This is a genomic window from Candidatus Arsenophonus phytopathogenicus, from assembly GCF_056113345.1.
Genome location: NZ_JBUIOB010000017.1, coordinates 213,281 through 239,786 on the forward strand (window position 1 = coordinate 213,281; position 26,506 = coordinate 239,786).

The following is a 26,506-nucleotide window of genomic DNA, read 5'->3' on the forward strand; positions in this document are numbered from 1 at the left end:
ACCCTTCCTATCAACCATTATCCGATAATAAATATAATGAAAATAATATTTATCATAGACAACATTCGGATATGGGCTATGCTGATTATCAGGTTGAAATTAATAAAAATATAGGGAGTGATAATGGAACAGTTATTTATGAAAACGCTATTTATCCATAGGAATAGATAATATAACCTAATAAAAACAGCGTCGTTTACTAATTTTAAAATTGTCATATTAATTTTAACCGGATTGGATAATGAAAAACATTTTCCAATATTTTAATTATTTACATAATGAATATTAGGATTGAATCTTATAAAAATAAAAATGGGAATAGCATGACAAATAATTCAAAAACTAAAAATAGCAATATATTAATTAATGAAATAAAAACATATAAAAAAGCGTTTTATAGTATTGGAATATTTACCGCTATCATTAATATACTGATGCTAGCCCCCCTCTATTTATATGTTACAAGTTTATGATCGTGTCTTGGCGTCAAATAATAAAATGACGTTATTAATGTTGACACTACTTGTTATTTGCATTTATTTATCGGCGTACTCGAATGGGTGCGTAATCTGATTGTTATACGTATTAGCACAGGCCTAGACCTATCAGTTAATCAATCGGTATTCAATACAGCTTATCAGCAAAGCTTAAAATATAATGATTCACAAGCCTGCCAAGCGTTAAGTGATCTCACAACACTACACCAATTCGTAACAGGGAACGCTTTATTTGCCTTATTTGATGCGCCTTGGTTTCTCTTTTTCCTCTGTGTCGTGTTTTTACTCCATCCATGGTTAGGCTATCTAGCCTTAGGTGGCGCAACTTTTATTTCCCTACTCGCCTGGCTGAATCAACGTTACACTCATAAACCACTGGCGCAAGCCAATCTAATGGCTCGCAAAGCCATTAATCAAGCCTCTAACCACTTGCGTAATACAGATGTAATCGAGGCAATGGGCATGTTGGGTAATATACGTCGCGGCTGGTTAGTCACTAATAATGAATTGACCGCAGGTATGATGATCGCCAGTTCTATTCTGGTGGGACGTGTACTCAGCCCGATCGACCAACTTATTGCTGTTAGCAAACAATATAATAATGCCAAACAGACTTATCTACGCTTAGATCAGTTATTCAAACAGCATCCCTCCCCCGTAAACAAGTGATGACTTTACCTGCGCCAACTGGCGAATTAAGCGTTGAAAATGTTCTCTACCGCCCTGATCCTGAATATCCACCGCTGTTATTTGATATCCAATTTTCACTCTCTGCCGGCCAAACATTGGCTATTATTGGTACATCTGGTGCAGGGAAATCGACATTAGCTCGGATACTTGTCGGCGCGCTTCCTCCTACCTTGGGATACATCCGGTTGGATGGTGCAAATATTCACCAAATCGATAGAGAAATTTTAGGGTCTCACATTGGTTATCTACCGCAAGATATACAATTATTCGATGGTACAATCGCAGAAAATATTGCTCGTTTTGCTGAAATTGACGTAGACAAAGTAATTACTGCCGCCAAAATTGCCCATGTGCATGACTTAATTCTGACTTTACCTAATGGATATGACACTCAATTAGGCGAGTACGGCCGTGGCTTATCTGGCGGATAAAAACAGCCATTAGCTTTGGCGCGAGCTATTTATGGCCTTCCCCGTTTAATTATTCTCGAGAACCTAACTCTAATCTTGATAGCGAAGGAGATAAAGCCCTGTGCCTTGCGATTGAAGAACTTAAAAAAACAACATTGCACCCTTATTATAATTACCCATCGCCCTTTTCTGCTCAGATATGTAGAGCATGTGCTAATTTTACAAGCCGGAATGTCACCACGTTTTGGAACACCACAAGCATTATTAAATGAACATAAAACGTCACAACTAACAACGTGATCCTTCAATATTTCAGTCTGTAAAAATAATAGCAATTAATGGAAAAAAATATGTCAGCACAAGGTAAATATCACAAATCATCTCCTATCTTAACAGACAAATTAATCAGTAATGAAAAACGAGCTGTATACTTAGGCTGGTCATTAGTGACTATTGGATTTGGTGGTTTTTTATTATGGTCAGCACTGGCTCCTTTAGATAAAGGGGTTCCTGTATCAGGTAATGTGATTGTGGCTGGCAATCATAAAACTATTCAACATCAATACGGCGGAATCATCGAACAACTATCCGTTAATAATGGTGAAAAAGTACACTCAATACCGTTGAAGTGCATGCAGAATACAATATAGAACTAAAACAATACCACGAACTGTTAGTAAGAGAAGCCCGCTTATTAACTGAACAGCAGGGCAAAAAACGGTTGATTTTCTCACCCCTTTGCAAGGTGAAATGAAGGAACATGATGTAAGCGAACTTATTCAACTAAATCAACAATTGCTGGAAAACCAATATCGAATTTTACAATTAGAGTTGACCAGTATTAAAGAAAAAATAACTGGATTAAACGCTACTTTATATGCCCAACAACAAAAAGCAAAGAGCCAAAAAACGCAGCTTACTATGTTATTGCAACAAGTTAGAAGGATTGAGAGAATTAGAAAAAAACGGCTACATTGCTCGTAATACATTACTAGAAACTGAAAATAAATATACCGAAGTTGATGGTAATTTAGCGCAAACACTTGGTGATATTAGTCGCATCCAACATCAAATATTAGAACAAAAACTGCTTAGCGAAAAACTCCAACAAGAATATCAAAAAGATGTTCATGCCCAACTAGCAGACACACAAACTAAGATTAATCATACCAACAGTCAGCTCGTTAAAGCAAAGTTCATGCTGAGTAATTCTCAAATACGTGCCCCGGTTGCTGGCACCATAATTGGTATGTCAATTTTTACTGAAGGCGGCGTAATCTGCCGGACAAATTATGATGGAGATTGTTCCCGATGATCAACCACTATTGGTTGATGCACGGGTTCCGCTACATTTGATTGATCAAGTGAAATTAGGTTTACCGGTAGAGTTACAATTTACTGCATTTAATCAAAGTACGACTCCTAAAGTGGAAGGCAACGTGACGATGATTTCTGCTGATAGGCTACTTAATGAACAGACTGGCTAGCCCTATTATTTATTACAGGTTCAAGTAAATGATGAAAATCGTCAACGCCTAAATCAGTTAACCATCAAACCAGGAATACCAGTAGAAGTTTTTATTCGTACTGGCGAACGGTCGCTACTAAATTACTTGTTTAAACCTTTAATTGATCGCCTACATATGAGTCTAAATGAAGATTAATATAACTATAGGTCAGCTGATAGGATAAATAATAATCGACAAATTTTTGCTAACAACATCGCCTGAAAAGGATAGCTGCAGGCGATGCTCAATAAGCAAAATAATATTCAGAATTTTACTAGCATTAAGCGATATAATTAGTTTTTAATTTGCCCTATCGCTATTGATTTATTACAGGATACCTTGTGCTAACATCGCATCGGCGACTTTAACAAAACCGGCAATATTAGCGCCTTTAACATAATTAGTCTGCTTATCTTCTCCACCATATTTCACACAATTCTGGTGAATATCTAACATAATATGTTTCAAACAGCTATTCACTTTTTCTGCTGTCCAACTCAAATGCGCCGCATTTTGTGCCATTTCCAAACCTGATGTTGCAACCCCTCCGGCATTAGCCGCTTTTCCCGGTCCAAACAGAGCCTCAATAAACGCTTCAGTAGCTTCAATTGTTGTCGGCATATTTGCCACCTTCAGCAACCACTTGAACACCATTTTTAATTAAAATTTTCGCATCTTCTATATCAAGTTCATTTTGAGTGGCGCAAAGTAAGGCAATATCAACTGGCACCGACCAGGTTTTTTTCCTTTAATATAAGTCAAACCAAACTCTTCTGCATATGACTCAACACGACCATATTGATTTTTAATTGCTTCCAATCGTTTAAGTTTTTCGGTTGTAAAGCCTGCTTCATCAACAACGGTTCCATTTGAATCGGAAGCGGTAACAACCTTAGCACCTAAAGACATACATTTCTCAATAGCATAAACATTTCCTGAACCAGAAACGGATACGCGTTTTCCTTCAAACGCTAAACCATGATGTTTTAACATCGCATCAGTAAAATAGACCAAACCATAACCGGTCGCTTCAGGTCGAATTAAGCTACCACCAAAAGACAAGCCTTTACCGGTAAAAACACAAGAAGTGTTGTTAGACAAGCTTCTTCATCATACCTGCCATAAAACCGACTCCACGCCCACCCACGCCAATATCTCCAGCAGGAACCAGTATAAGGACCTAAATGTCGGAAAAGCTCTGTTATCAATGCCTGACAAAAACGCATAACTTCTTCCTGAATTTTTCCTTTAGGATCAAAATCTTAGCCACCATTACCGCCACCCATAGGTAAAGTGGTTAACGCATTTTTAAAAGTTTGTTCAAAGCCGAGAAATTTTAAAATTGATAAATTAACTGAAGGATGAAAACTCATTCCACCTTTAAAAGGGCCAATTGCCAAATTAAATTGTACCGCCAGGCTCGATTAACTTGAACATTTCCCTTATCATCTACCCAACAAACACGAAACTCAATCACCCTTTCAGGCTCTACTATTCTTTGCAGTAATGCCTGTTCACAATATTGAGGATTATCGCGTAAAAACGGCGCCAAGGAAGTAAAAACTTCACGCACGGCTTGTAAGAATTCAGGTTGATGAGCATAACGTGATTGGATTGGTGTTAGGAATGTCTCTAAAGATAAACCATCTTTCATACAAAATTCCTTAGATTAAAAGATAAATTATGATATTTTCATACTTATTAACATTTATTTTGCAGAATGACCTGCTAGGTGTGAATTTACTTATTGATATATCAATAATTTATCTCTATTTTTAATGAGATTTTTTGTGTCTTAATCACATTTTCTGGCAAAATATAAGTCGATTTAATTTATCGAAAATTAATAAAAACACTTGAATAATCAAGTGTTTTTATTGAAAAAATTGATTTACCAATAAATATTATCAATCACTATCTTTTAATGGCACAATTAACATATCAACATGAACAGTATTAATCAGCTGGCGAGCCGAGGACATTAACTTACTCCAAAAATCTTGATGATGACCACAAACAACTAAATCTACCTTGTATTTCTTGATTGTATCAACCAAAACCTGCCCAAGATCACCTCGTCCACTCAATTCTTTTTCAAACTTATAATCAGCTTCTTTGGCTAATTTGGTCAATGCATGGTGAGTTTCCTTAGTGATACGCTGCTCCATATCACCAAGATTTACATCAATCAAGCCGGTATAAAGATCAGAATAATTTACATCAACATGAATTAAAGAAACTTTTGCATTATAAGGTTTTGCCATGGAGACAGCTTTATCGACTAAAACTTTACTTTCTGGGGATAAATCAACTGTAACAAGAATATGTTTGTAAGCCATATCTAGCTCCTTTCAAACGTAGCTCTTAAAAAAGAACACCTGTTTTTATGATAAATACTTAGCGGTCAAACCTGATAGTTTAATAAAAATTTTACCCATAAATTATGAAAAATAAATACCTTCAGAATAATTAGCATAGACCAAATTAGTTAAATTTTCCATAATTTAACATAAAAATCATAGTGTTGAAGATATCAATTATTTGTTAAAAAATATACATCATAAAAATTAAACTGATAAAAATAATCCCAATGGGTCATTTTGTTAAGTTGTTAGATTATTCTACAATTAAAATAAGCCGGCAACTGATAAGCAAATATCTTTTTTTGCACTTGCTAAAAACAATATCAGTGGCTAAATCTGTATTTTTTGAGGTCATTATCTTAATATGCATGTATGGTTTTGGGCATTATGTATACTTTGTATCATAAATATGATGCGATATTTTTACTCAATCCGAGTATTACTTTTTATTTTTGAGGGAATCTGATCCATTGCTCTATCAATCTGTTGATGGCAACGGATTCTTTACCGCCCATGGCCAATGGACTAAGCATATAAAACTAATCCGTTACATTAATACTCAACAATACACTAATCATCACGATCCCGAAGTTATTTTACGTTGTGAACTTATTCGCAAACAATTCATGTTAATTAGTGGATTAAGTATTATTGTTTTTATAAGTTTAATATGGAACATTTGGTGATATTAATGGACTCAAGTAATATTTAAATGATATAGATAATATATTATTCAATGAAAAAAATAGCGATGCCCAAATTAAGCATCACTATTTTTTGTTATATATAGTTTATCTGATATGTCTATATAAATTTTAATGATATCCAATAAAACAAACCAGAAAGTATAATAGAAATAGGTAATGTAAATAACCAAGCGAGTAATATATTTTTAATTGTTTTAGCTTGTACCCCACCACCATCAACAACCATTGTACCGGCTACCGCAGAAGATAAAACTTGTGTTGTTGATACAGGCATACCAGTATAACTTGCGACACCAATGGAAACTGCCGCAGTAACTTGAGCAGAAACACCTTGCGCATAAGTCATACCTTTTTTACCAATCTTTTCACCAATCGTTATAGCAACACGTTGCCAACCAATCATAGTACCGACAGAAAGCGCCAAAGCAACGGCAATAATAATCCACAGTGGCGCATACTCCACTGTATTAAGTAAATCGTTACTCAAGTTACGCAGAAAACGAGCATCCGAAGAGGACGTCTCTGGTAGTTTAGCTACATCTAATGATGTATCAGATAAACACATTAATAATCGGCGCATTTGATTACGTTGTTCAGGTTTTAGTGCTGAATAACTTTGAATATCCGTCAACATCAGTGATGTCTGTTTTAGCACAATAATAGGACGTGAATTATCACAATGGAATTTCTCATCTAAAGTTTCCAATTCCGACTCATGTTGTGACTTATTAACAATATGTTTTACCGCTGACTGATGCTCTTCATAATAATGTTGTAGATGCACTATCGCGTCATGGGTACGAGTTATATCATAACCACTGGCATTCATATTAAGCACAAACCCGGCAGGCGCCACACCAATTAACACCAGCATAATAAGACCAATACCCTTCTGACCATCATTAGCACCATGAGAAAAACTGACGCCAACGGCAGATAAAATCAATGCAGTACGTGTCCAAAAAGGGGGTTTTCTTTTACCATCTTTCTTCTCTCGCTCAGCCGGTGTTAAATGAATACGACGACGTTTTTTCGTACCGCTCCAATAACGGCATAAAAAGAAAATTAGCAATCCAGCTATAACAAAACCAATAGCAGGAGAAAGGATGAGGGAAAGAAAAATTTCAATCACTTTTGGGATGTTCAATGCATCCACTATAGAGGAGTCGGTCACTAATGCATTGGTTAAACCAACACCAATAATGGCGCCTATTAATGTATGTGAACTAGAAGCCGGTAACCCCAAATACCAGGTACCCAAATTCCAAATAATGGCCGCCAATAGCATGGAAAAAACCATTGCCAGGCCATGAGCAGAACTTACATTCAAGAGAAGATCTGTTGGCAACAAATGCACAATAGCATAAGCAACACTCAAGCCACCTAAAATAACGCCAAAAAAGTTAAAAACACCAGCCATAACAACCGCAAATTGAGCTCGTATTGCTCGAGTATAGATAACCGTTGCTACTGCATTTGCGGTATCATGGAAACCATTAATTGCTTCGTAAAATAGCACAAATAATAGCGCTAGTATTAATAACAGACCGGTGTAAAAATCCAAACCAGTAAATAAATGTAGCATAAACCTTAAGCCAATTTGTTGAATATGAACTCAATGCATTATCAGTGACAAACGTTAGCGGTGGAAGCAAAATCTACATCTTTTTTGACTTTAATTGACAAAAAAACAAATAAAACAAAAATATTCTTTACTTTCATTAAGTTAATAAAATAAAGAATCTGTAGATTTATAGTGCTTACTAACATTTGTCCACACAAATTTAAATCGTAATAAATATTTTACGCTATTTAATAAAAAACGCGCTATTTGTATTATTAATAAATATCTTTTCAGATAAAAGAGAAATTTTGTGGAAAAATTTGACGTAATAATTATAGGTGCAGGAGCGGCCGGTCTATTTTGTGCAGCCAATGCAGGCCAAAAAGGGTTAAAAGTACTGATATTGGATAATGGCAAAAAAGCGGGTAAAAAAATTTTAATGTCTGGTGGCGGACGATGCAACTTCACCAATCTTTATGTTGATCCTAATGCTTATATATCTACTAATCCCCATTTTTGTAAGTCAGCACTGGCTCGCTTTACTCAATGGGATTTTATTGAGTTAGTACAAAAACATCATATTCCTTATCATGAAAAAACATTAGGCCAACTTTTTTGTGACAATAGCGCACAAGATATTGTCGATTTACTATTAACTGAATGTAAAGTAGCTGGCGTTAGTTTACGCTTGCAAAGCGAAATCACTCAGATAAAAAAATAGATAATAAATTTTTAGTCCACGTTAATGAAAAAATTATTAGTTCAAACGCACTAATTGTTGCTAGCGGTGGCCTTTCAATGCCTAAATTGGGGGCAACTCCTTTTGGTTATCGTATAGCTGAGCAATTTGGCCATACCATCCAACCGACGCGAGCAGCTTTAGTGCCTTTCACATTACATAAGGAGCTGCTTGACGTTTTACACACACTTTCTGGCATTGCTATTCCAGTAAAAATCAGTTCACAAAATGCCATGACATTCCAAGAAAATCTTCTGTTTACACATAGAAGATTATCAGGTCCAGCTATTTTGCAAATCTCAAGTTACTGGCAACCTGGGGAGCATATAAGTATTAATTTATTTCCCAATATTAATCTTATCGATTGTTTAATCTATGAACAAACCATTCATCTTAATCTATCGTTAAAAAACTTATTAACAAAATATCTACTAAACGACTTATCGAGACATTACAAGTATTAAAAAAAATCCCAGATAACTCGTTAAAACAGCTTAATATGAAACAGATAAATACAATTGCGGAAATGCTACACAACTGGCAAATACAACCAAATAGCACAGAAGGTTATCGTACCGCAGAAGTCACTCTTGGAGGCGTTGATACAAATAGTATTTCCTCAAAAACGATGGAATCAGAAAAAGTAGCCGGACTCTACTTTATTGGTGAAGTGGTTGATGTTACTGGTTGGTTAGGCGGATATAACTTTCAATGGGCATGGAGTTCAGCTTGGGCGTGTGCTCAACACCTGACAAAATCATAACTATCTCGTTATAGTTAAATTCTTAATATTGTCAGCTAAAGTGATTTAGCCATTTGCTATCAACGATAAAACCAATTGTTTTGAAATTGTGAATTAACTATCATGTAAATATATTATCACAATGAATGATTTTTTTACATTTATATTAAAAAAATCACTTTACAAATGATAGTGATAACCATTATCATTAAAAGACTTTCAGATGAACCTTTCTGGGATCATATGAAAGGACGACAAGGACGACATTGCTCACATTGCTTCCAGTGTTTACTTATGCCAGCCTAGCGCTGGCACTTTTTTAACTTTTATCAATTTTTAACAAAATGTTTTAATAGACCTCACTTCTTGATTTATATCCTATCCGCTCTAATAGAACCGAAAGACGATAGAGAAAATTTAAGCAAAATTTTGCCGTTCCTTTTCAGTTCATGAATATTCACAACTAAATAAAAAGTGCACAGCTTTTATTATATTCTATGCACTTTTTATTTTACTATTGACAACTCTTATTGAAAATTACAGCTCAGGACCAGCTTTCACAAGTACCGCCCCAACTGGGGTATCAGTATATTTTTCAAAGTTATTAATAAATCGCTTAGCCAAATCTTTAGCTTTAACTTCCCATTGGCTGTTATCTGTATAAGTATGACGAGGATCCAGAATATTGTTATCAACTCCTGGCAAATTGGTGGGTACAGCTAAATTAAAAATGGGTAAATTTATGGTTTCTGCTTTATCTATATCCCCATTTAAGATCGCATCGATAATTGCACGAGTATCTTTGATCGAAATACGTTTAGCCGTTCCATTCCAACCGGTATTAACCAGATATGCTTTTGCACCAGCCGCTTTCATTCGCTTACCTAATACTTCAGCATATTGAGTAGGATGTAATGTCAGAAAAGCCGCGCCAAAACAGGCTGAAAAAGTTGGCGTTGGTTCAGTTATACCACGCTCAGTGCCCGCTAATTTAGCGGTAAAACCCGACAAAAAGTGGTACTCAGTTTGTTCAGGCGTCAAACAAGATACCGGCGGCAAAACACCAAATGCATCAGCTGTCAAAAAAATAACTTTTGTCACATGGCCTGCTTTTGAAATCGGTTTAACAATATTATTAATATGATAAATAGGATAAGAAACGCGGGTATTTTCTGTTTTGGGTCCATAATTAAAATCAACAGAGCCATCAGTCAAAACAGTGACATTTTCTAATAATGCATCGCGTTTGATCGCATGATAAATATCAGGCTCTGCCGCTTCAGACAAATGTATGGTCTTAGCATAACAACCACCTTCAAAATTAAACACACCATCATCATCCCATCCGTGTTCATCATCACCAATTAATTTACGTTTAGGATCGGTAGAAAGAGTTGTTTTTCCTGTGCCAGACAAACCAAAGAAGATAGCCACATCACCTTTTTCACCAACATTAGCGGAGCAATGCATTGACGCAATTCCTTTTAATGGCAGCAAATAATTCATGATCGAAAATAACCCTTTCTTCATTTCACCGCCATACCAAGTACCGCCAATCAGTTGCATACGCTCAGTCAAATTAAACGCCACAAAATTTTCTGAGTTTAAGCCTTGAGCCTGCCAGTTGGGATTAGTACATTTTGCGCCATTCATTACAACAAAATCTGGTTGAAAATCAATCAATTCTTGTTCGGTAGGTCGAATAAACATATTTTTGACAAAATGTGCCTGCCAGGCCACTTCGGTAATAAAACGCACTTTCAAACGGGTATCTGCATTTGCGCCGCAAAAAGCGTCAATGATAAATAAACGCTTACCTGACAATTGGTTAGTCACCAAATCTTTTAATGATTGCCAAACCGCTTCGGTCATCGGTTTGTTATCATTTTTTCCTTTACCTTGATCCGCCCACCAAACAGTATCCTTAGAAACGTTATCACGAACGATATACTTATCCTTTGGTGATCTACCAGTAAAAATACCGGTATCAACCGCTACTGCGCCTAAATTGGTTTCAATCCCACGTTCATAGCCTTTTAAAGAAGGTTTTGTTTCTTCTGCAAATAGTTGTTCATATCCTGGGTTATAAACGATTTCAGTTACTTGATGAATACCATATCTAGCCATCTCTTCTGGAGTAATCTTTTTTTTTGCACTCATTAATTTATGCTCCTAAATGAATATTAACCTTAATTAGGACATATCATAAATTTTTACTCGAAATTAACAGCGATAAAAATCAATAAATTTCATCTAAACTATTTTCTGAACTAAAAATGCGATTTAGAGCACAATCAACGCTACAGTAAAAAAATGTATTTATATCCTTTATTACGGTATAAAATAAGCACTATCCACTCAATGAATTTGCTGTTTTTTTAATTCGCTTCAATTCCTCTATATCTTATTTATTAAACAGATAGACAGCCCCACAAAATTCACATTCAATATCAATTTCACCACGTTCATGCAATATATGCTCAATATCTTCATAAGAAAGAGATAGCAAAATGTTTTCACAACGCTTTTTTGAACAACTGCAATGAAAGGCAACTAGCTGTGGATCATATAATGTCACATCTTCTTCATGATAAAGACGATGAAGAATTTCCTTTGTCTCTAAAGTAAATAGTTCCTCGCCCTTAATCGTAGCGGTTAATTGCACCAGATAATCAAATTGATGCTGACTTTCAATACCAGCAGAGGGCAATACCTGCAATAATATTCCACTAGCAGCAGGCTCACCATTTATTTCACCTGAATGAATAAACGTGTCTGCAACTGTTCTGATTGTTTAAAATAATCATCCAAACATTCCGCTATTGTATTACCTTCCAATGCAACAACACCTTGATAACGCTTACCATTTGTTGGTGATTATTTCCGTTTATTACCAACATTTTTACCGGGCCATCTCCCTGAATTTGTATGGTAATATCACCTTCAAATTTTAAAGTTGCTGTTAATAAACTAGTGGCAACTAACAATTCACCCAATAATAGATTAACTGCTGACGGATAATCGTGTTGATCGAGTATCTTTTTATAAGTTTCATTAACTGAAACTAGCTCACCACGAACAGCATCATCTTGAAACAAAAAACGGTGTAACTGGTCATGTTTAGACATATCTTCTCTCATTGCTAAAGTTGTCATCAAAATGACTCATTTAAATTTGTATGCTTAAATTTAATCAGGTTACGTCGTTCTTTCTTATCAGGACGACGTTCTGGGTTTGGCATGGTTAATGAATTAGTTTTACGCGCTAAAGCCAATCTTTCTCTATTAACAATACTGTCTTGTGTTTCACGATATAACGCTCTTGCTTCTGATGCGCCCCGTCGCTGATCGCTAATGGCCAATATTTCTATAGTTAACTCATCATTTCCTTGTCTTAATTTTATAATGGCATGCTTTTCAACGACTTTACTTGGTTTACTTCGCTGCCCATTATAGTGAACTTTGCCACCCTCAATCATTTTACGAGCAATTGCTCGAGTTTTATAAAAACGTGCAGCCCATAACCATTTATCTAAACGAATAATCAAATCCATATCTGACTGTGTTTTCATACTCTTTTCATTAGGTTAAATATTTTTTGCTGGTCAGTGGAAGAGACAATATTAAAACAATGCTCATAATATTGCCGAATACTTTTTAATCGCCACTTATTTATACGCTTACATGTAATAACCAGAATAAGATTTAATATAAAAGTTGCCATTAAAACCAAGTTTAATAGAAAAGCACTAATATAGCGTAAAAGTAACATAGAACTAGGTTTACTATGTAAAATAATATGACGCGTACCTTTTGCATCGACAAATAATTTAGTAATAATACCTTCTGCTTCAAAAGGAGTATGCATTAAAATATCTGACAATTTTTGCAGCTCTTGCCATTTTTGTAATGGAGAATAAGAATCAACAACAGGAGAGTGGAATGAAACTAAATCTACAAACGGTTTTCCTTCATCACTGATAAGTAATACACCTCTGGTCGGTGGTGTATTCAATAACGCCGCTGCTTTTTCTATTTCTCTATTAATATAAAAAGATGTCGTTTCATTAACCAATTTTTCCAAAGTTCTGCCCCACCTGGCCGCAATATCACATTGGTATCCTCTAATTTTCCATTTTTAGCTCTGGTGACAAGTACCGACCATTCATAGGTATCACTTAAATTAACTAACGCGCTCTTTAAACGAGAACACTCATTATTAAGTGAAGTGGGCATAATGAATTTGTTTTTAAGATGATATCAGCAAAATTATCAAGTAAATTCATACCAGACTTCATAATCTCTCGTCGGAGTTGCTGATTAACTTTACGATCAAAATTATTAAAATAAAGCTGCTGTTTAACCGTTGTTGAAAGAGAAAAGACTTTTTCAACTATATCAGATTCAGGTATAGGAGATGGGTTTATATTATTCCAGTAAATACCGGAACAATCAAAAGGAAGAAAATCAAACCTATTTCTTTTTTCTATAAAATCAATAGGTACATAGCACATACCCACACCTTTAGCTACAATATAGTCACCAATCTGTAACGGCATCACTTCCAATTCGGCATAATTTGTTGTCTGTAGATAATTTTCTCCATTAAACTAATGAAATATTATGTTTTTTTACCTTTATCAAACTCGTCAAATAAACACCATCGTTTAGGTTTACCTACCACACAACGAATATCCTGTTGATATCTCTTACGAAAAATATATGGCCGATAAAGAAGATAAACTCCAATAATAAAAGTTAGCCCGCCAAACAACATTAACCAAGGAAAAAAATAGTAATAGCGAATAACGAAAGTGCACAAACAATTAGCCCAACACAAATAACACCACCGCCCCACAAACTAAATGATCGATTAAGTTTATACTCTTCCAATGTCTCTTTTCTGACCTTAATAAACTTTACTAATTGCTGACCACTCTCTTGAATAATGGCATTAACTGGTGGAAATGTTATTTCTTTAGTTAAATGAAACTCTTTAAAATTTTGCTTAAAATCACCCAAGAAATGATTATTTACTGAGATAACAAGCGGTAAGGTATCCGTATCAACAACATCCATAACATCTTGAGTTTTTAAGTAAGGTTCTAATTGTCGGGGTAAATGAACTTCTTTATAATCAATAAAATAGCGCCATAAATTATCTTGATCGTTGATTAAAGAGAAGCGTGTTATTGCATTACAGCCAGTAGAAACCCATGCATTTCTTTTAGGAAAATCAAATAATTTTCTTATTGTAGCCTCTTTTGTCTTTATTAAGATTTGTTCAGAATTGGTATATTTAAGATAGTCACAAATTATCTGATATTCATCAGACGTAATTTTACGATAATTAGCTTGTATTAAGAAAGCTAATCTATGTATATCATTACTTTTTTTCCTTTCATAAACAAAAAGAAAATTAATATAAACAAGCAAATAATTAAAATAACCAATATAACAAAAGGTAAGCCCATTTCTTCCCCGATGTAACGAATAACGCCTGTGCAGAATAACAACCCTTTCAATAGCCCTAAATAAGGTAATCCCTATTCTAGTTTTCTGTTTTTAATATTAATAACAATTAGTTACGATTTTTCATTATTTATTTTAACAACATAGTCGTTCAATTAATAAGTAATATAATAAAAATATTACTAAAACTCTCTTATTATAATAATCACCTCTGGCTAAATTTATTGATATATTATCACTAAAAAGATAGATTGAATGACAATTGATTTCAGTAAAAAATCAAAAGATTATCTTCGCTCTTAATATAAAAAGTTATAATCTATTCAACAAATTTTGTCCGGGACACAGTATATGAAACAAATCAAAAAAACCCAAAATTTTGAATATAAAAAATATTGCTGAATCTAGACTTTTCGTATCCAATCTGTTGATCTTGAATTTAGTAATGGCGTTAAGCGTCTTTATGAACGAATGCAGCCAACAATAAATGAAGCCGTACTGATCGTTCCTATCATTAATGACGAATTAATTTTAATTCGTGAATATGCTGTTGGTATTGAAGAGTATGAACTAGGTTTTCTAAAGGAGCTATTGATAAAGGAGAAACTGCCATACAAGCTGCTATAAGAGAATTAAAAGAGGAAATTGGCTATGGCGCAAAACATGTTGAATTATTAGCAATAACTAACAATATCACCCGCCTATTTTTCCAACAAAATGAATATATTCATTGCACAAAATCTCTATGAAGAAAAACTGGAAAGCGATGAACAAGAGCCATTAGAACAAATTCGGTGGCCAATCGAAAATATGATGCAACTTATTGATGTTAAAGACTTTAACGAAGCAAGAAATATTAGTGCCCTATTTTATGCTCAACGTTATCTCAAAAACATTTGCTAATTTTAATTAAGTCCTAATATTGTGAAATGAAATAGGGTCTATCTAATAACCCTAATTTCAACGACAAAAATTAAAGAATATTTTTACTGTTCAAAAGAGTTCTTGGCTATTTCCATCTTCAGAAATAACGATTGTACCTACCTCTCGAATAGCCGCTGTTTTAGGTTCAGTTCCTTCAATAAAATATTCCAAATTTTTACTTACTGAATTATTCGTTGCTAATTTACCTGTTTTGCTATCAATAGTAATAGAAATAATTCCATCAGGAGGTTCTATGTCATTCTCACGAACTCCATCGAGAACAACTTTCATAAAATCATTCCAGATAGGTTGGGCACTTTTTGCTCCCGCTTCACCACCTGTAATAGTACGCCCTAAACTGCGTTTATTATCATCAAAACCTATCCAAGCTGTAGCAACAATATCGGGGCCATAACCAGAAAACCAAGCATCTTTAGAACTATTAGTCGTTCCTGTCTTTCCGCCAATATCTTTACGCTTAAAATCTCTCGCACGCCAGCCTGTCCCCATCCAACCTGGCTCTCCATAAATATTGGTCATCATTGCATTACTAATCAAAAAAGCTAGGGGTGTACTAATAACATGAGGAGCATATTTTTTTTGTTCAACCGTTATTGGAATTTCACTATTAATATCTACACTAGGTTTAAAATTCCTCATTGGCGTTGTAGATTTAACTATATCCTCAATAGATTCTGCATTTATTTCTTTAATTTTTGGCACATCATCATAAATAACAGGTATATCGTTACATTTTGGACAAGCGATTTTAGCTTTAGCTTCAAACACAACTTCACCTTGTAGCCCTTCAACGCGACTAATGAAATAAGGATCGATAAGGTAACCACCATTAGACATAACGGCATAACCTCGAACTATTTGCAGCGGCGTAAATGACGGAGCACCTAATGACAATGACTCGGTTCGATTAATATTTTCTTCAGGAAAACCAAACCGTTTTAGATAATCCGCCGCATAATCAACACCCATCGCGCGCATTGCGCGTACCATCACAACATTTTTAGACTGGCCTAATCCCTGACGCAAACTGATTGGACCAGAATATTTGGCGGGAGAATTTTTAGGTCGCCAATCTGAATCCGCTCCAGCATCCCAACGAGTAATCGGCATATCATTTAATAATGAAGCTAACGTTAATCCTTTATCTAATGCGGCAGTATAAAGAAAAGGTTTAATATTGGAGCCAACTTGACGTAACGATTGGGTTACTCGATTAAATTTACTTAATTCAAAATCAAACCCGCCAACCAACGAGACAATAGCGCCATCTAATGGATTAAGAGCAATAAAAGCTGAATTTGCTTCTGGTATTTGAGCTAACCACCAGCTATCTTCAACCTGTCGTATACGAATTAATTCTCCCACTTTAACAACTTCGTTAACCGTTTTAGGTGCTATGCCTTGACGCTCATCAGAAATATACTTACGTGCCCAAGAAACACCATTCATTGCCAACTCAACAGAAGCACCATTCGGCATTATCACTTCAGCTTTATTTTTATTTGTCGCAATAACCACTGCAGGAATTAATGGCCCATAAGTAGATATTTTTTTCAGCTGTTCAATAATTTGTTCATGAGTCCAAGGTGTTTGTAGCTGAGTCCAAAGAATTTTTTCTGCTCCTCGATAACCATGACGAATATCATAATTAATTAGGTTATTACGCAAAGCATTAACTGCTGCTATCTGATCTTTACCGATGACTGTGGTATAAACTTTATAACCATTTGTATAAGCATCCTCACCATAACGGTTATAGAGCTCTTGCCTAACCATTTCTGCCAGATAGGGAGCTGAAAACGAAATTTTTGGCGCGTGATAACTAGCAATAATGTTTTTACGCTTTGCTTCATTATATTGCTGTTGAGTAATATACCCCTCTTCTAACATACACAATAGTACGGTATTTCGACGATTTATCGCTCGTTCATGGGAGTAAAGGGGGTTAAAAGTAGAAGGTGCTTTTGGTAAACCTGCAATCATAGCAATTTCACTTAAACTTAATTCATTTACAGACTTACCAAAATAGACATAAGCCGCTGCGCCTACACCGTAAGCGCGATTTCCTAAATAAATTTTATTTAAATAAAGTCCCAGAATTTCATCTTTTGACAACAATTGCTCAATCCGGATAGCTAAAAATACCTCTTTAACTTTACGCATCAATGTTTTTTCTCGACTTAAGAAAAAATTTCTTGCTAACTGCTGCGTTATTGTACTTGCCCCTTGCGAAGCATGACCGGAAGCAGCCATCACCGATACAGCTCGAAAAATTCCTATAGGATCAAAACCATGATGTTCATAATATCGACTATCTTCCGTCGCAACAAAAGCTTTTATCATTAGCGGGGGAACTTGTTTTAATGACAATGGAAGACGCCGTTTCTCTCCAAATTGTGCGATCAACTCACCTTCTGCACTTAACACCTGCATAGGTACTTGCAATCGAACATCTTTTAATGTTGCTACATCAGGTAATTCTGATTCGACATATTTGTACAAACCAAAAATAAATCCTGCCCCCAAAAATAGACAGCAAACTATAAAAAAAAGAAAAAACTTTACGATCTTCACCTGAAATTCCCATTTACAATTTATTGGGTGGTTTATAAACATCGAATATTTAGCATAAATGTTTGAAATTACCTTGAATGTGGAATTTTATACATTAACAATAGGGAAATCGTCTATGTTTTTACAAAAATGGCAGATTGGCCTTGATATACATCATAATAAAATTCAACTTGTGGCTGCTACTCGACACAGGCATGGCTGGGAACTTCGCGAATGTTGGCAACATTCTTTACCAATCACTAAAACCCAAGATACTGAAACCCAAAATATTCGTATAACCACGCTAAAAAATATCCTGCAACAATGGTACAAAAAACTACCTAACAATTGTGATACAAGATTCTCTTTATCATCATTACAAATCCTAAAATCTCACTTCCTTTTACCTGAAAAAATCACACTAACAGAACCAGAACTTGGTTGGTTCGTCCACAGCAAAGCTGAAACGCTATTTCCTATCGGACATTCGTGAGCTTGTTTTGGATTATCGTATTTATCAAAAGCAAATTTACCTTTGTGCTACCAGACATAGTGATATTGCTTTTTTGTCTGAATTATTACATGAGGTTGGTTTTTCACTTTCGGTTATCGATATATTTCCTAATGCTCTTCGTTATTTAGCACATAAAGCCGCTATTCCTGATAACACCTGGCTTATTTATCGGCGACAACAAGAGTGGATATGTGCAGGCCCTTTATATCAATCAATACACTACCAAGCTGTTGAGATAACTGAAGTAGACTCTATAGAAAAATTGATACTATTACTACCTAAAGAAACTCAACAACAACCTAATACTATTTTTTACCTCGGTAACGATATAAAGCATCATCATTTCTCCACCTGGTCTCTGTTAGATTCTTTTCGATATTACCCTATCAAGTTACCAAAAAATTTTCATAATTTTGCAATCGCAGCAGGTTTAGCACTTCGTGAAAGAGACAAATGATGTATCAAGTTAATTTTTTGCCATGGCAGAAAAAACGCCTTAAACAACGTTATTATGGTTGGTTATCTCTCTTTTTTATCCAAATTTCAAGTTTGATATTAATTCTTTTTTTATATTTGATAGGCATAAACACATAAACAGCAATACCTTCATCAACAATATTTACTTGATAATGAAAAAATAGAAATTGCAGCTATTGAACAACAGCTTGCTAACATTGAGCAACAGCGACAACAACTTAAACAATTAACGCAACAACTTAATACGTCAATTCAAACCGCTAACCACAACAAACGCCAACTTTATTTACTACAACAAATTCCGCATATTTTCCCAACAGGCAGTTGGTTAGAGGCACTTTCAAGCCAAATAGATAATTTGGTAATTAAAGCAAATAGCCATGATTATCATGAAATTTTACAGTTCATGCGCCAATTAACCGAGGAAAAGATAGTAACTCAAATTCAATTACAAACAATACAACTGACCTCTCAGAATATTCAAAAAACCACATTAAATGCAAAGTGGCTATTTTCGGAGGAACAATATGATAAAAATAAAATATATGAATGGTTTTATAGACCATTATGGAAACAACTTATCCCACAATGGTTAACACTTTTTTGATTTTTCTCTTTTTCTTTATTTTTTATTGGTCAAAAAATTCTTTAATCATTAATGAATTGAATCAACAGTGGAAAAACAGCAGACAACATATCAACACATTAAAAACCCAACTCATAAAAAATATAACAAAAAACAAATTAAATACCTTGATAAACCAAAGGAAACAACAAATAACAGACTTACTAACTTCAATGCAGACTACCACCCATGCTTTTGAGCAATTTAAATTTCCACCAACTACTTCAGGTGAAAAACTTATCTACTGGCAACAACAAAATCAAAATAATCGTGTAGATTACTATTTCACAATTTTAGCAAGCTACTATCAATTAATAGCTTTTATCGAAAACTTACAAAAAAACACATCCACTACTACTTATTCATCAGCTAAAAATAACACCCAAAAAAATAATTTACATTGCGAATTCATTCTTTCATCCATGACAAAAAGCCTAACATAATGAATTTACTTACTTTAATATCAATTGTCTTATTAATAACATTATTTAGCGTTAATGTCATAGCCGCCAGAGAGCCATTTACACCGCCAAAAACAGAGGAAATCATTGAAAACAATGTTACCCCACAATATCGATAGCTGAAGAAAAGAGTGATATACATTATCTAAGTTATCCCCTGCAATATGTAGAAGCGGAATTACTAACATCTCAACTTTCACAAAATAATCCGCCTTTACTCTCAAAAAAAGGAAAAGTTTTTGCCGATAAACAGACCAATAACTTAATTTTTTGAGGATACACAGAGACATATTGAGCGTCTTCAATCGTGGCTAAAAAAATTGATATACCTCAACAACAAGTCCAAATCACGCCTATATTAACAATACAAGTCGAGAAGCTTTGTATGAGCTGGGTATCTTTTGGGAACTTAGTACAGATAAAATCAATCAAGTAGGGATCAATCGACTTAATATTCATCAACCAGCACCGTCTTCAATTCCACATATCGCATTTAATATTGCTAAAATTAAAAGTCACTCATTGTCACTGGAATTAAGTGCTTTAGAACAAGAAAATCAGCTATCTATCATTGCCAGCCCCAGATTAATGGCCTCTCATAATCAATCTGCCAGCATTAAACAAGGCACAGAAATCCCTTATGTCATTCAAAGTAATAAAAAAGTCAGATAAAATTTAAAGAAGCAATTTTAGGAATGAAAGTTACTCCTACTATTTTACGAGGAGGTTAAGTTCGTCTATCGCTAAAAATCAGTCAAAATAGCCCCAATACCACTCTACTAGCAAATACTTACCAACATATTGCAATTAATAAACAAGAAATATCAACCCAAGTTACTATTAATCATGGAGAAACACTTATTTTAGGTGGGATTTTTCAGCAGAAAAAAACAGTCAACAGCAAAAAATCCCCTACCTGGCAGACATTCCTTTTTTTGGTCATTTATTAACCAAAGATGGAAAACAAACTTACCATAGAGAATTAATCATATTTATAACACCACAATTAATTAATATTTAACAAAATATAGTAACTAATAATTATTTTTTATAATATAACTTCATCCTAAGCAGCACCCAAGAGAGCAAAATCATCCGATTATTGTGAATAGTGGATTATAAATTTGACGATAAGAAAAATTTAGCTTAAAAGGTTAGCTATTTAGCGAAATAAATATTGTTGTGCGCACACTCTATAATAAAACCTTTATATGTACGATTAGAGTTGCATTTTTAGCTAATCTATTGCGATAATTTTTATATCCAATTTAATATCATTCATAATTAGCAGCAAATAATACATTTTCCGTATAGATATCGACGTGGTTTTCAAATTGATTGATGTTAAACTTAGTGCGCAAACAAACTTAAAGACGAATACTTGAGCTTCGTATGTATATTACGTATTACGAGACATTCGGGATTTTAAACCTGTGAAGAAATACTGCTATCAGTTATGTTCCAAAAACAGGCCCTTCCGATATAATTCAGAAAAAACTGAATGTATTTGGGATTTTTTTGCTTTTATATGCAAGAAAAGATGTCAATACTCATGAGGTTTCAATTATAGGTCCCGTTGCTAATTTGATTGGCGGGGCGGGTTATCATTAACGAATAATCTTAGTAATACCAAAAACATGGCAGAGAAACGCAATATCTTTCTGGTTGGGCCTATGGGCGCCGGGAAAAGTACTATTGGTCGCCAGCTAGCGCAGCAACTTAGTATGGAGTTTTTTGATTCCGATCAAGAAATTGAACGACGTACTGGTGCTGATGTGAGTTGGGTATTTGATTTGGAAGGCGAAGAAGGTTTTCGGGAACGTGAAGAAAAAATTATCAATGAGCTTACAGAAAAACAAGGCATTGTTTTAGCAACAGGGGGGGGATCGGTAAAATCAAAAGAAACACGCAACCGTCTTTCTGCTCGTGGGGTAGTCGTTTATCTTGAAACTACGATTGAAAAACAAATGGCACGAACTCAACGCGATAAAAAAAGACCTTTATTGCAAGTAGATCAGCCTGCTCGTGAAGTATTAGAAAAACTCGCTCATGAACGTAATCCACTTTATGAAGAAATCGCAGACATTACTATTCATACCGACAATCAAAGTGCAAAAGTAGTTGCTAACCAAATCATTGGATTATTAGAAAATACTTAATTTCAATAAATCAATATGAATGACTGATTGACCATGCCATAAAGGTAAAATCAATATGGAAAAATTGACAGTTACACTCGGTGAACGGAGTTACCCTATTAGTATCGCTTTTGGTTTACTTAACTCACCTGATGCTTTTTTGCCGCTTAAAAGTGGCGAATACGCAATGATTGTAACGAACAAAACGCTACATTCCATTTATTCTGCAAGAGTAAAATCTACTCTTACAAAAATGGGCGTCAAAGTTGATGAGATCATTCTACCTGACGGAGAACAGTACAAATCATTAGCTACTCTTGATACTGTCTTCACTGCTTTATTGGAAAAAAATCATCCTCGAAGCACCACCCTTATTGCTCTTGGGGGCGGTGTTATTGGTGACTTGACAGGATTTGCTGCCGCCTGCTACCAAAGAGGCGTTCATTTTATCCAAGCACCAACCTCGCTTTTATCTCAAATTGACTCATCTGTTGGAGGAAAAACAGCAGTCAATCATCCATTAGGTAAAAACATGATTGGTGCTTTCTATCAGCCAATATCAGTTATTATTGATTTAGATAGTCTAAAAACATTACCAGTACGCCAGTTTTCTTCAGGCTTAGCTGAAATTATTAAATATGGCATTATTCTAGATTATGATTTTTTTTGTTGGTTAGAAAAAAACATTAATAAACTATTTGAATTAGATGAAAAAACAATAAGTTATTGCATACGACGTTGTTGTGAATTAAAAGCAAAAATCATTGCTATAGATGAAAAAGAAACCAATGGACAACGTGCATTATTGAACTTAGGACATACCTTTGGTCATGCCATTGAAACTGAATTAAACTATGGTTATTGGCTACACGGCGAGGCAGTTGCTGCAGGTATCGTGATGGCTGCAAAAACCGCAGAGTTAATTGGCCAATTTGATAATAATGATACTCAACGCATTTTAAACTTACTGAGGCAAGCAAATCTCCCTATTAAGGGACCAGCAAAAATGGCTGCTGAAGCCTATTTACCTCACATGATGAGAGATAAAAAAGTAGTTAATAATCAACTCAATCTGGTGCTACCCAAATCTATTGGCAACGCAGAATTATATACTAATATAAGCCATGAGATTGTTTTAAAAGCAATTAAACAATGCCTACATACAGATTAAACCGTGATTGAGATAGCAAGATAGCCATAGTGACACTATAATAAATATCCGTATTTTAGAATCAAATTGTACAAAAAATCATCTTTATCCATGATATGAGGTCATTCACCTTAAAGGGAGGGGAAATGGACGAGTTTAAACCAGAAAGAGATCCTCAAGATCAGAGTAAGTTCCGGCCAGACACTTCAGACAGGCCTGTATTACGTTCACGTCAGCAAGGATCTAAACACCATCTAGCTTCTCGTCAACATGTCATGATTGGTATCGCTGTTTTGGTTCTATTATTACTCATTATCGCGATTAGCTCAGCACTTAAAGCGCCAACAGATCATGAGAAACAAAATACCTCTACAACAATAAATGAACGTAACATTGATATTTCTAAATCAACATCACTATCAAATGAGTCCCCTTTATCCCAAGAACAAAACCAACCACAAAACGTAACCATGCCTTCAATTAGTGATACACCGACTGAAAGTTCCTTACCTCCAGCCAACCAAGGGCAAGGTAAACGTATTGAAATCCCTGGTGACGTTGTTGATGCTTTACGCCAGGGACAAACATTACCTAATGCAAAGCAACAACTCGTTGAAAATCCAACATCAACGCCATCATCAACAAAACTTCCCGCTACTACACCACCTAAAATCGTTGAACCAATTAAAACTAATCCTGAAACAAAAACAAAACCTATAGTTAGAACACATACAAATCAAAGTGGAGATTTATTATCGGCTCCAGCAAGTAATTACACACTACAATTAAGTAGTGCGAGCCGTTCTAACTCACTAGAAGCATTTGCTAAAAACAATCGCTTAACTAATTATAAAATCTATAAGACCATACGCAATGAACGACCATGGTATGTTCTTATCCTCGGTAATTACCGCTCAGTCAGTGAAGCAAAAAACGCAATTTCAACTTTGCCCGCTTCTATTCAGGAAAAAAAACCCTGGGTTAGAAAATTTCAGCAAGTTAAGCAAGATCAAAAATAAAGAATCATTAGGCGCAAATATGCTGTCCTAAACAGAGGTATATCAAAAACTCTGGAACATTTAGATAAAATATGGCGGCATGAAGAAAAAACGCGCTTTTTTAAAATGGGCTGGCGGTAAATATCTTCTGGTAGAAGAAATTAAAAAATATCTACCAGAAGGTGATTATCTGGTAGAGCCATTTGTCGGGGCAGGTTCAGTATTTTTGAATACCAACTATAATGCTTACATCCTAGCTGACATTAATAATGATCTCATCAATTTATATAATACTGTAAAATATCATACTGATACATTTGTGCAGCATTCACGTCAGCTTTTTAACAACGAGTTTAATACGCCTGAGCAATACTACCGTTTACGTACTGAATTCAACTTATGTAATAATCCTAGACGTCGTAGTGAACTATTTTTATATCTTAATCGTCATTGCTACAATGGTCTTTGTCGTTACAACTCAAAAGGGGAATTTAACGTTCCATTTGGGCGTTATAAAAAACCTTATTTTCCTGAAGATGAACTCTATTGGTTTGCAGAAAAAGCACAAAAAGCTATTTTTGTCTGCCAAACCTATCAAGAAACATTACTATCAGTAAACAAAAGTGCTGTTGTTTACTGTGATCCACCCTATACACCTCTTTCTAATACGGCTAATTTTACCGCATATCATACAAATAGTTTTGGCAATAAAGAACAATACAATCTGGCTCAAATTGCTTATCACTTATCATCAACTCGCGGAATACCCGTATTAATATCAAATCATGATACACCAGCGACTAGAGAATGGTATCATCACGCCAAGCTAAATGTTGTTAAAGTACGTAGAACAATTAGTCGTAATAGCCTTGCTCGTAGAAAAGTCGATGAACTTTTGGCATTTTATAATCCAACTTATAAAAAAAACGCAAAAGGTAAAAAAAAAATCGGAGACAATAATGAAAGACTTTCTGATTGCCCCCTCTATTTTATCCGCAAATTTTGCATGTTTAGGTGCAGATACAGGGAAAGTCATTAAAGCTGGAGCTGATATCATCCATTTTGACGTAATGGATAACCATTATGTTCCAAATTTAACTTTTGGCCCAATGGTATGTAAAGCATTGCGAGATTATGGTATTAAGGCACCCATTGATGTGCATTTGATGGTAAAACCAGTAGATCGACTGATTCCTGACTTTGCTAAAGCTGGTGCAACCTATATTACCTTTCACGTTGAAGCAAGTGAGCATATTGATCGCACATTACAATTAATTAAAGATAACGGTTGTAAAGCTGGTTTAGCTTTTAATCCTGCTACACCATTAAACTATTTAGATTACGTAATAGATAAATTGGATATGATCCTAATCATGTCGGTAAATCCTGGTTTTGGTGGACAATCTTTTATTCCACAAACCCTAAATAAATTGCGTCAAGTTCGTAAAATGATCGATGAAAACGGTTATAATATTCGCCTAGAAGTTGATGGCGGGATCAATGTTAATAATATTATTAATGTTGCAAATGCAGGTGCTGACACCTTTGTCGCAGGTTCTGCAATTTTTAATCAACCAGATTACAAAACTGTCATTGATGCTATGCGTAAAAAGTTAACTGAGGCAATTTAATGGCATTTAAAAAATTAACCATTGATTGTTATTTTTCTTTAATATTAGGGGGCGATGACGTAAAAGAGAAAAAACCCCATCCGGCTACACTGTATCTTACAATGGAAAAATTTGGTCTACATAACGATCAATTATTATTTATCGGTGATTCTCATAATGATATCTCAGCCGCTAAAGATGCAGATTATCCTTGTGTGGGTTTAACTTACGGATATAACTATGGTGAATCTATCGCATTAAGTAAACCAGATTATGTATTAGATAACTTTGCCGATCTAGTTCCTGCGTTAGGACTACCACCTTTGACAACTCTGGGATCATAA

20 protein-coding genes and 11 pseudogenes are annotated in these 26,506 nt (G+C 34.9%); 21 read left to right on the forward strand and 10 right to left on the reverse strand.

The annotated features are described in order from the left end of the window. Positions 1-560: 560 nt before the first annotated feature. The 6 genes and pseudogenes from AC01GB_RS04365 to AC01GB_RS04390 all read left to right on the forward strand — a co-directional run bounded on the left by AC01GB_RS04365 (position 561) and on the right by AC01GB_RS04390 (position 3,261). Positions 561-1,166, forward strand: a complete 606-nt coding sequence (locus AC01GB_RS04365; RefSeq protein WP_474450713.1) for a type I secretion system permease/ATPase — start codon at positions 561-563, stop codon at positions 1,164-1,166. Next, positions 1,166-1,618, forward strand: coding sequence for an ATP-binding cassette domain-containing protein (locus AC01GB_RS04370; RefSeq protein ID WP_474450714.1), 453 nt, complete (start codon positions 1,166-1,168; stop codon positions 1,616-1,618). Before AC01GB_RS04365 ends, AC01GB_RS04370 begins: the two co-directional genes overlap by 1 nt. Before the next feature lie 329 nt (positions 1,619-1,947). Beyond that, the gene (locus tag AC01GB_RS04375; RefSeq protein WP_474450716.1) at positions 1,948-2,247 is read left to right on the forward strand and encodes a hypothetical protein; all 300 of its coding nucleotides are present in this window, start codon (positions 1,948-1,950) and stop codon (positions 2,245-2,247) included. A gap of 100 nt (positions 2,248-2,347) precedes the next feature. Next, entirely contained in the window at positions 2,348-2,581 is a 234-nt protein-coding gene (locus AC01GB_RS04380) for a hypothetical protein (RefSeq protein WP_474450718.1), read from the forward strand. Continuing rightward, positions 2,544-2,912, forward strand: a complete 369-nt coding sequence (locus AC01GB_RS04385; protein ID WP_474450720.1) for a hypothetical protein — start codon at positions 2,544-2,546, stop codon at positions 2,910-2,912. Before AC01GB_RS04380 ends, AC01GB_RS04385 begins: the two co-directional genes overlap by 38 nt. After that, positions 2,893-3,261, forward strand: a pseudogene (locus tag AC01GB_RS04390) (beta-barrel domain-containing protein). Before AC01GB_RS04385 ends, AC01GB_RS04390 begins: the two are co-directional and overlap by 20 nt. Before the next feature lie 171 nt (positions 3,262-3,432). Here the strand turns inward: AC01GB_RS04390 and gdhA are convergent. Both gdhA and uspA read right to left on the reverse strand, forming a co-directional pair. After that, positions 3,433-4,759: pseudogene (gene gdhA, locus AC01GB_RS04395) on the reverse strand (NADP-specific glutamate dehydrogenase). A gap of 253 nt (positions 4,760-5,012) precedes the next feature. Further along, the gene (uspA, locus tag AC01GB_RS04400) at positions 5,013-5,444 is read right to left on the reverse strand and encodes a universal stress protein UspA (protein ID WP_474450721.1); all 432 of its coding nucleotides are present in this window, start codon (positions 5,442-5,444) and stop codon (positions 5,013-5,015) included. Between the two features lie 388 nt (positions 5,445-5,832). Between uspA and uspB the strand changes: the two are divergent. Next, positions 5,833-6,154 (forward strand): annotated as a pseudogene (gene uspB / locus AC01GB_RS04405) (universal stress protein UspB). 118 nt (positions 6,155-6,272) lie between these two features. Here uspB and pitA read toward each other — a convergent pair. Further along, entirely contained in the window at positions 6,273-7,760 is a 1,488-nt protein-coding gene (gene pitA, locus AC01GB_RS04410; protein ID WP_474450723.1) for an inorganic phosphate transporter PitA, read from the reverse strand. Between the two features lie 350 nt (positions 7,761-8,110). Here pitA and AC01GB_RS04415 point away from each other — a divergent pair. Beyond that, positions 8,111-9,241, forward strand: a pseudogene (locus AC01GB_RS04415) (NAD(P)/FAD-dependent oxidoreductase). A gap of 516 nt (positions 9,242-9,757) precedes the next feature. On the opposite strand, the gene pckA reads toward AC01GB_RS04415, so the two are convergent. The 6 genes and pseudogenes from pckA to AC01GB_RS04445 all read right to left on the reverse strand — a co-directional run bounded on the left by pckA (position 9,758) and on the right by AC01GB_RS04445 (position 14,655). After that, positions 9,758-11,380, reverse strand: coding sequence for a phosphoenolpyruvate carboxykinase (ATP) (gene pckA / locus AC01GB_RS04420; RefSeq protein ID WP_474450725.1), 1,623 nt, complete (start codon positions 11,378-11,380; stop codon positions 9,758-9,760). 244 nt (positions 11,381-11,624) lie between these two features. Then, positions 11,625-12,348: pseudogene (hslO, locus tag AC01GB_RS04425) on the reverse strand (Hsp33 family molecular chaperone HslO). 26 nt (positions 12,349-12,374) lie between these two features. Continuing rightward, complete coding sequence (gene hslR / locus AC01GB_RS04430; RefSeq protein WP_474450727.1) at positions 12,375-12,791, reverse strand: ribosome-associated heat shock protein Hsp15; 417 nt, start codon at positions 12,789-12,791, stop codon at positions 12,375-12,377. Continuing rightward, positions 12,788-13,455: pseudogene (locus AC01GB_RS04435) on the reverse strand (IgaA/UmoB family intracellular growth attenuator). The gene hslR and the pseudogene AC01GB_RS04435 overlap by 4 nt, the downstream one beginning before the upstream one ends. Then, positions 13,419-13,814: pseudogene (locus AC01GB_RS04440) on the reverse strand (IgaA/UmoB family intracellular growth attenuator); the annotation flags it as partial. The pseudogenes AC01GB_RS04435 and AC01GB_RS04440, both read right to left, overlap by 37 nt. A 26-nt stretch (positions 13,815-13,840) precedes the next feature. After that, positions 13,841-14,655 (reverse strand): annotated as a pseudogene (locus AC01GB_RS04445) (IgaA/UmoB family intracellular growth attenuator). 412 nt (positions 14,656-15,067) lie between these two features. Here AC01GB_RS04445 and nudE point away from each other — a divergent pair. Next, a pseudogene (nudE, locus tag AC01GB_RS04450) lies at positions 15,068-15,594 on the forward strand (ADP compounds hydrolase NudE). Positions 15,595-15,684: 90 nt separating this feature from the next. Here nudE and mrcA read toward each other — a convergent pair. After that, the gene (mrcA, locus tag AC01GB_RS04455) at positions 15,685-18,210 is read right to left on the reverse strand and encodes a peptidoglycan glycosyltransferase/peptidoglycan DD-transpeptidase MrcA (RefSeq protein WP_474450729.1); all 2,526 of its coding nucleotides are present in this window, start codon (positions 18,208-18,210) and stop codon (positions 15,685-15,687) included. A 115-nt stretch (positions 18,211-18,325) separates the two neighbouring features. On the opposite strand from mrcA, the gene AC01GB_RS04460 reads away from it, so the two are divergent. The 12 genes and pseudogenes from AC01GB_RS04460 to AC01GB_RS04515 form a co-directional block, all read left to right on the forward strand. Next, the gene (locus tag AC01GB_RS04460) at positions 18,326-18,682 is read left to right on the forward strand and encodes a hypothetical protein (RefSeq protein ID WP_474450731.1); all 357 of its coding nucleotides are present in this window, start codon (positions 18,326-18,328) and stop codon (positions 18,680-18,682) included. A gap of 7 nt (positions 18,683-18,689) precedes the next feature. Further along, positions 18,690-19,160 carry a hypothetical protein gene (locus AC01GB_RS04465; RefSeq protein ID WP_474450733.1) on the forward strand — a complete coding sequence of 157 codons (471 nt, stop codon included), beginning with the start codon at positions 18,690-18,692 and terminating at the stop codon, positions 19,158-19,160. Positions 19,161-19,478: 318 nt separating this feature from the next. Then, the gene (locus AC01GB_RS04470) at positions 19,479-19,787 is read left to right on the forward strand and encodes a PilN domain-containing protein (RefSeq protein WP_474452323.1); all 309 of its coding nucleotides are present in this window, start codon (positions 19,479-19,481) and stop codon (positions 19,785-19,787) included. Then, positions 19,748-20,248 carry a hypothetical protein gene (locus tag AC01GB_RS04475; protein WP_474450735.1) on the forward strand — a complete coding sequence of 167 codons (501 nt, stop codon included), beginning with the start codon at positions 19,748-19,750 and terminating at the stop codon, positions 20,246-20,248. Before AC01GB_RS04470 ends, AC01GB_RS04475 begins: the two co-directional genes overlap by 40 nt. Positions 20,249-20,647: 399 nt before the next feature. Further along, positions 20,648-20,938 carry a hypothetical protein gene (locus AC01GB_RS04480; protein WP_474450737.1) on the forward strand — a complete coding sequence of 97 codons (291 nt, stop codon included), beginning with the start codon at positions 20,648-20,650 and terminating at the stop codon, positions 20,936-20,938. Positions 20,939-21,009: 71 nt separating this feature from the next. Beyond that, positions 21,010-21,287 (forward strand): annotated as a pseudogene (locus tag AC01GB_RS04485) (transporter); the annotation flags it as partial. A gap of 616 nt (positions 21,288-21,903) precedes the next feature. After that, positions 21,904-22,425, forward strand: coding sequence for a shikimate kinase AroK (gene aroK / locus AC01GB_RS04490; protein ID WP_474450738.1), 522 nt, complete (start codon positions 21,904-21,906; stop codon positions 22,423-22,425). A gap of 55 nt (positions 22,426-22,480) precedes the next feature. Further along, positions 22,481-23,575, forward strand: a complete 1,095-nt coding sequence (gene aroB, locus AC01GB_RS04495) for a 3-dehydroquinate synthase (protein ID WP_474450740.1) — start codon at positions 22,481-22,483, stop codon at positions 23,573-23,575. 125 nt (positions 23,576-23,700) lie between these two features. Continuing rightward, positions 23,701-24,573: an SPOR domain-containing protein gene (locus tag AC01GB_RS04500; RefSeq protein WP_474450741.1), complete on the forward strand. Its 873-nt coding sequence runs from the start codon at positions 23,701-23,703 to the stop codon at positions 24,571-24,573. Positions 24,574-24,652: 79 nt separating this feature from the next. Then, positions 24,653-25,591: an adenine-specific DNA-methyltransferase gene (gene dam / locus AC01GB_RS04505; RefSeq protein ID WP_474450743.1), complete on the forward strand. Its 939-nt coding sequence runs from the start codon at positions 24,653-24,655 to the stop codon at positions 25,589-25,591. After that, complete coding sequence (rpe, locus tag AC01GB_RS04510; RefSeq protein ID WP_474450744.1) at positions 25,512-26,183, forward strand: ribulose-phosphate 3-epimerase; 672 nt, start codon at positions 25,512-25,514, stop codon at positions 26,181-26,183. The genes dam and rpe overlap by 80 nt, the downstream gene beginning before the upstream one ends. 8 nt (positions 26,184-26,191) lie before the next feature. Continuing rightward, positions 26,192-26,506: pseudogene (locus AC01GB_RS04515) on the forward strand (HAD-IA family hydrolase); the annotation flags it as partial.

Excerpts from the sequence above, each read along its gene's own strand:
- hslR (WP_474450727.1), bottom strand. The coding sequence starts at position 12,791 with ATGAAAACACAGTCAGATATGGATTTGATTATTCGTTTAGATAAATGG.
- pckA (WP_474450725.1), bottom strand. The coding sequence starts at position 11,380 with ATGAGTGCAAAAAAAAAGATTACTCCAGAAGAGATGGCTAGATATGGT.
- AC01GB_RS04460 (WP_474450731.1), top strand. The coding sequence starts at position 18,326 with ATGTTTTTACAAAAATGGCAGATTGGCCTTGATATACATCATAATAAA.
- dam (WP_474450743.1), top strand. The coding sequence starts at position 24,653 with ATGAAGAAAAAACGCGCTTTTTTAAAATGGGCTGGCGGTAAATATCTT.
- AC01GB_RS04500 (WP_474450741.1), top strand. The coding sequence starts at position 23,701 with ATGGACGAGTTTAAACCAGAAAGAGATCCTCAAGATCAGAGTAAGTTC.
- AC01GB_RS04370 (WP_474450714.1), top strand. The coding sequence starts at position 1,166 with ATGACTTTACCTGCGCCAACTGGCGAATTAAGCGTTGAAAATGTTCTC.
- AC01GB_RS04375 (WP_474450716.1), top strand. The coding sequence starts at position 1,948 with ATGTCAGCACAAGGTAAATATCACAAATCATCTCCTATCTTAACAGAC.
- pitA (WP_474450723.1), bottom strand. The coding sequence starts at position 7,760 with ATGCTACATTTATTTACTGGTTTGGATTTTTACACCGGTCTGTTATTA.
- rpe (WP_474450744.1), top strand. The coding sequence starts at position 25,512 with ATGAAAGACTTTCTGATTGCCCCCTCTATTTTATCCGCAAATTTTGCA.
- AC01GB_RS04475 (WP_474450735.1), top strand. The coding sequence starts at position 19,748 with ATGGAAACAACTTATCCCACAATGGTTAACACTTTTTTGATTTTTCTC.
- uspA (WP_474450721.1), bottom strand. The coding sequence starts at position 5,444 with ATGGCTTACAAACATATTCTTGTTACAGTTGATTTATCCCCAGAAAGT.
- aroK (WP_474450738.1), top strand. The coding sequence starts at position 21,904 with ATGGCAGAGAAACGCAATATCTTTCTGGTTGGGCCTATGGGCGCCGGG.
- AC01GB_RS04380 (WP_474450718.1), top strand. The coding sequence starts at position 2,348 with ATGAAGGAACATGATGTAAGCGAACTTATTCAACTAAATCAACAATTG.
- aroB (WP_474450740.1), top strand. The coding sequence starts at position 22,481 with ATGGAAAAATTGACAGTTACACTCGGTGAACGGAGTTACCCTATTAGT.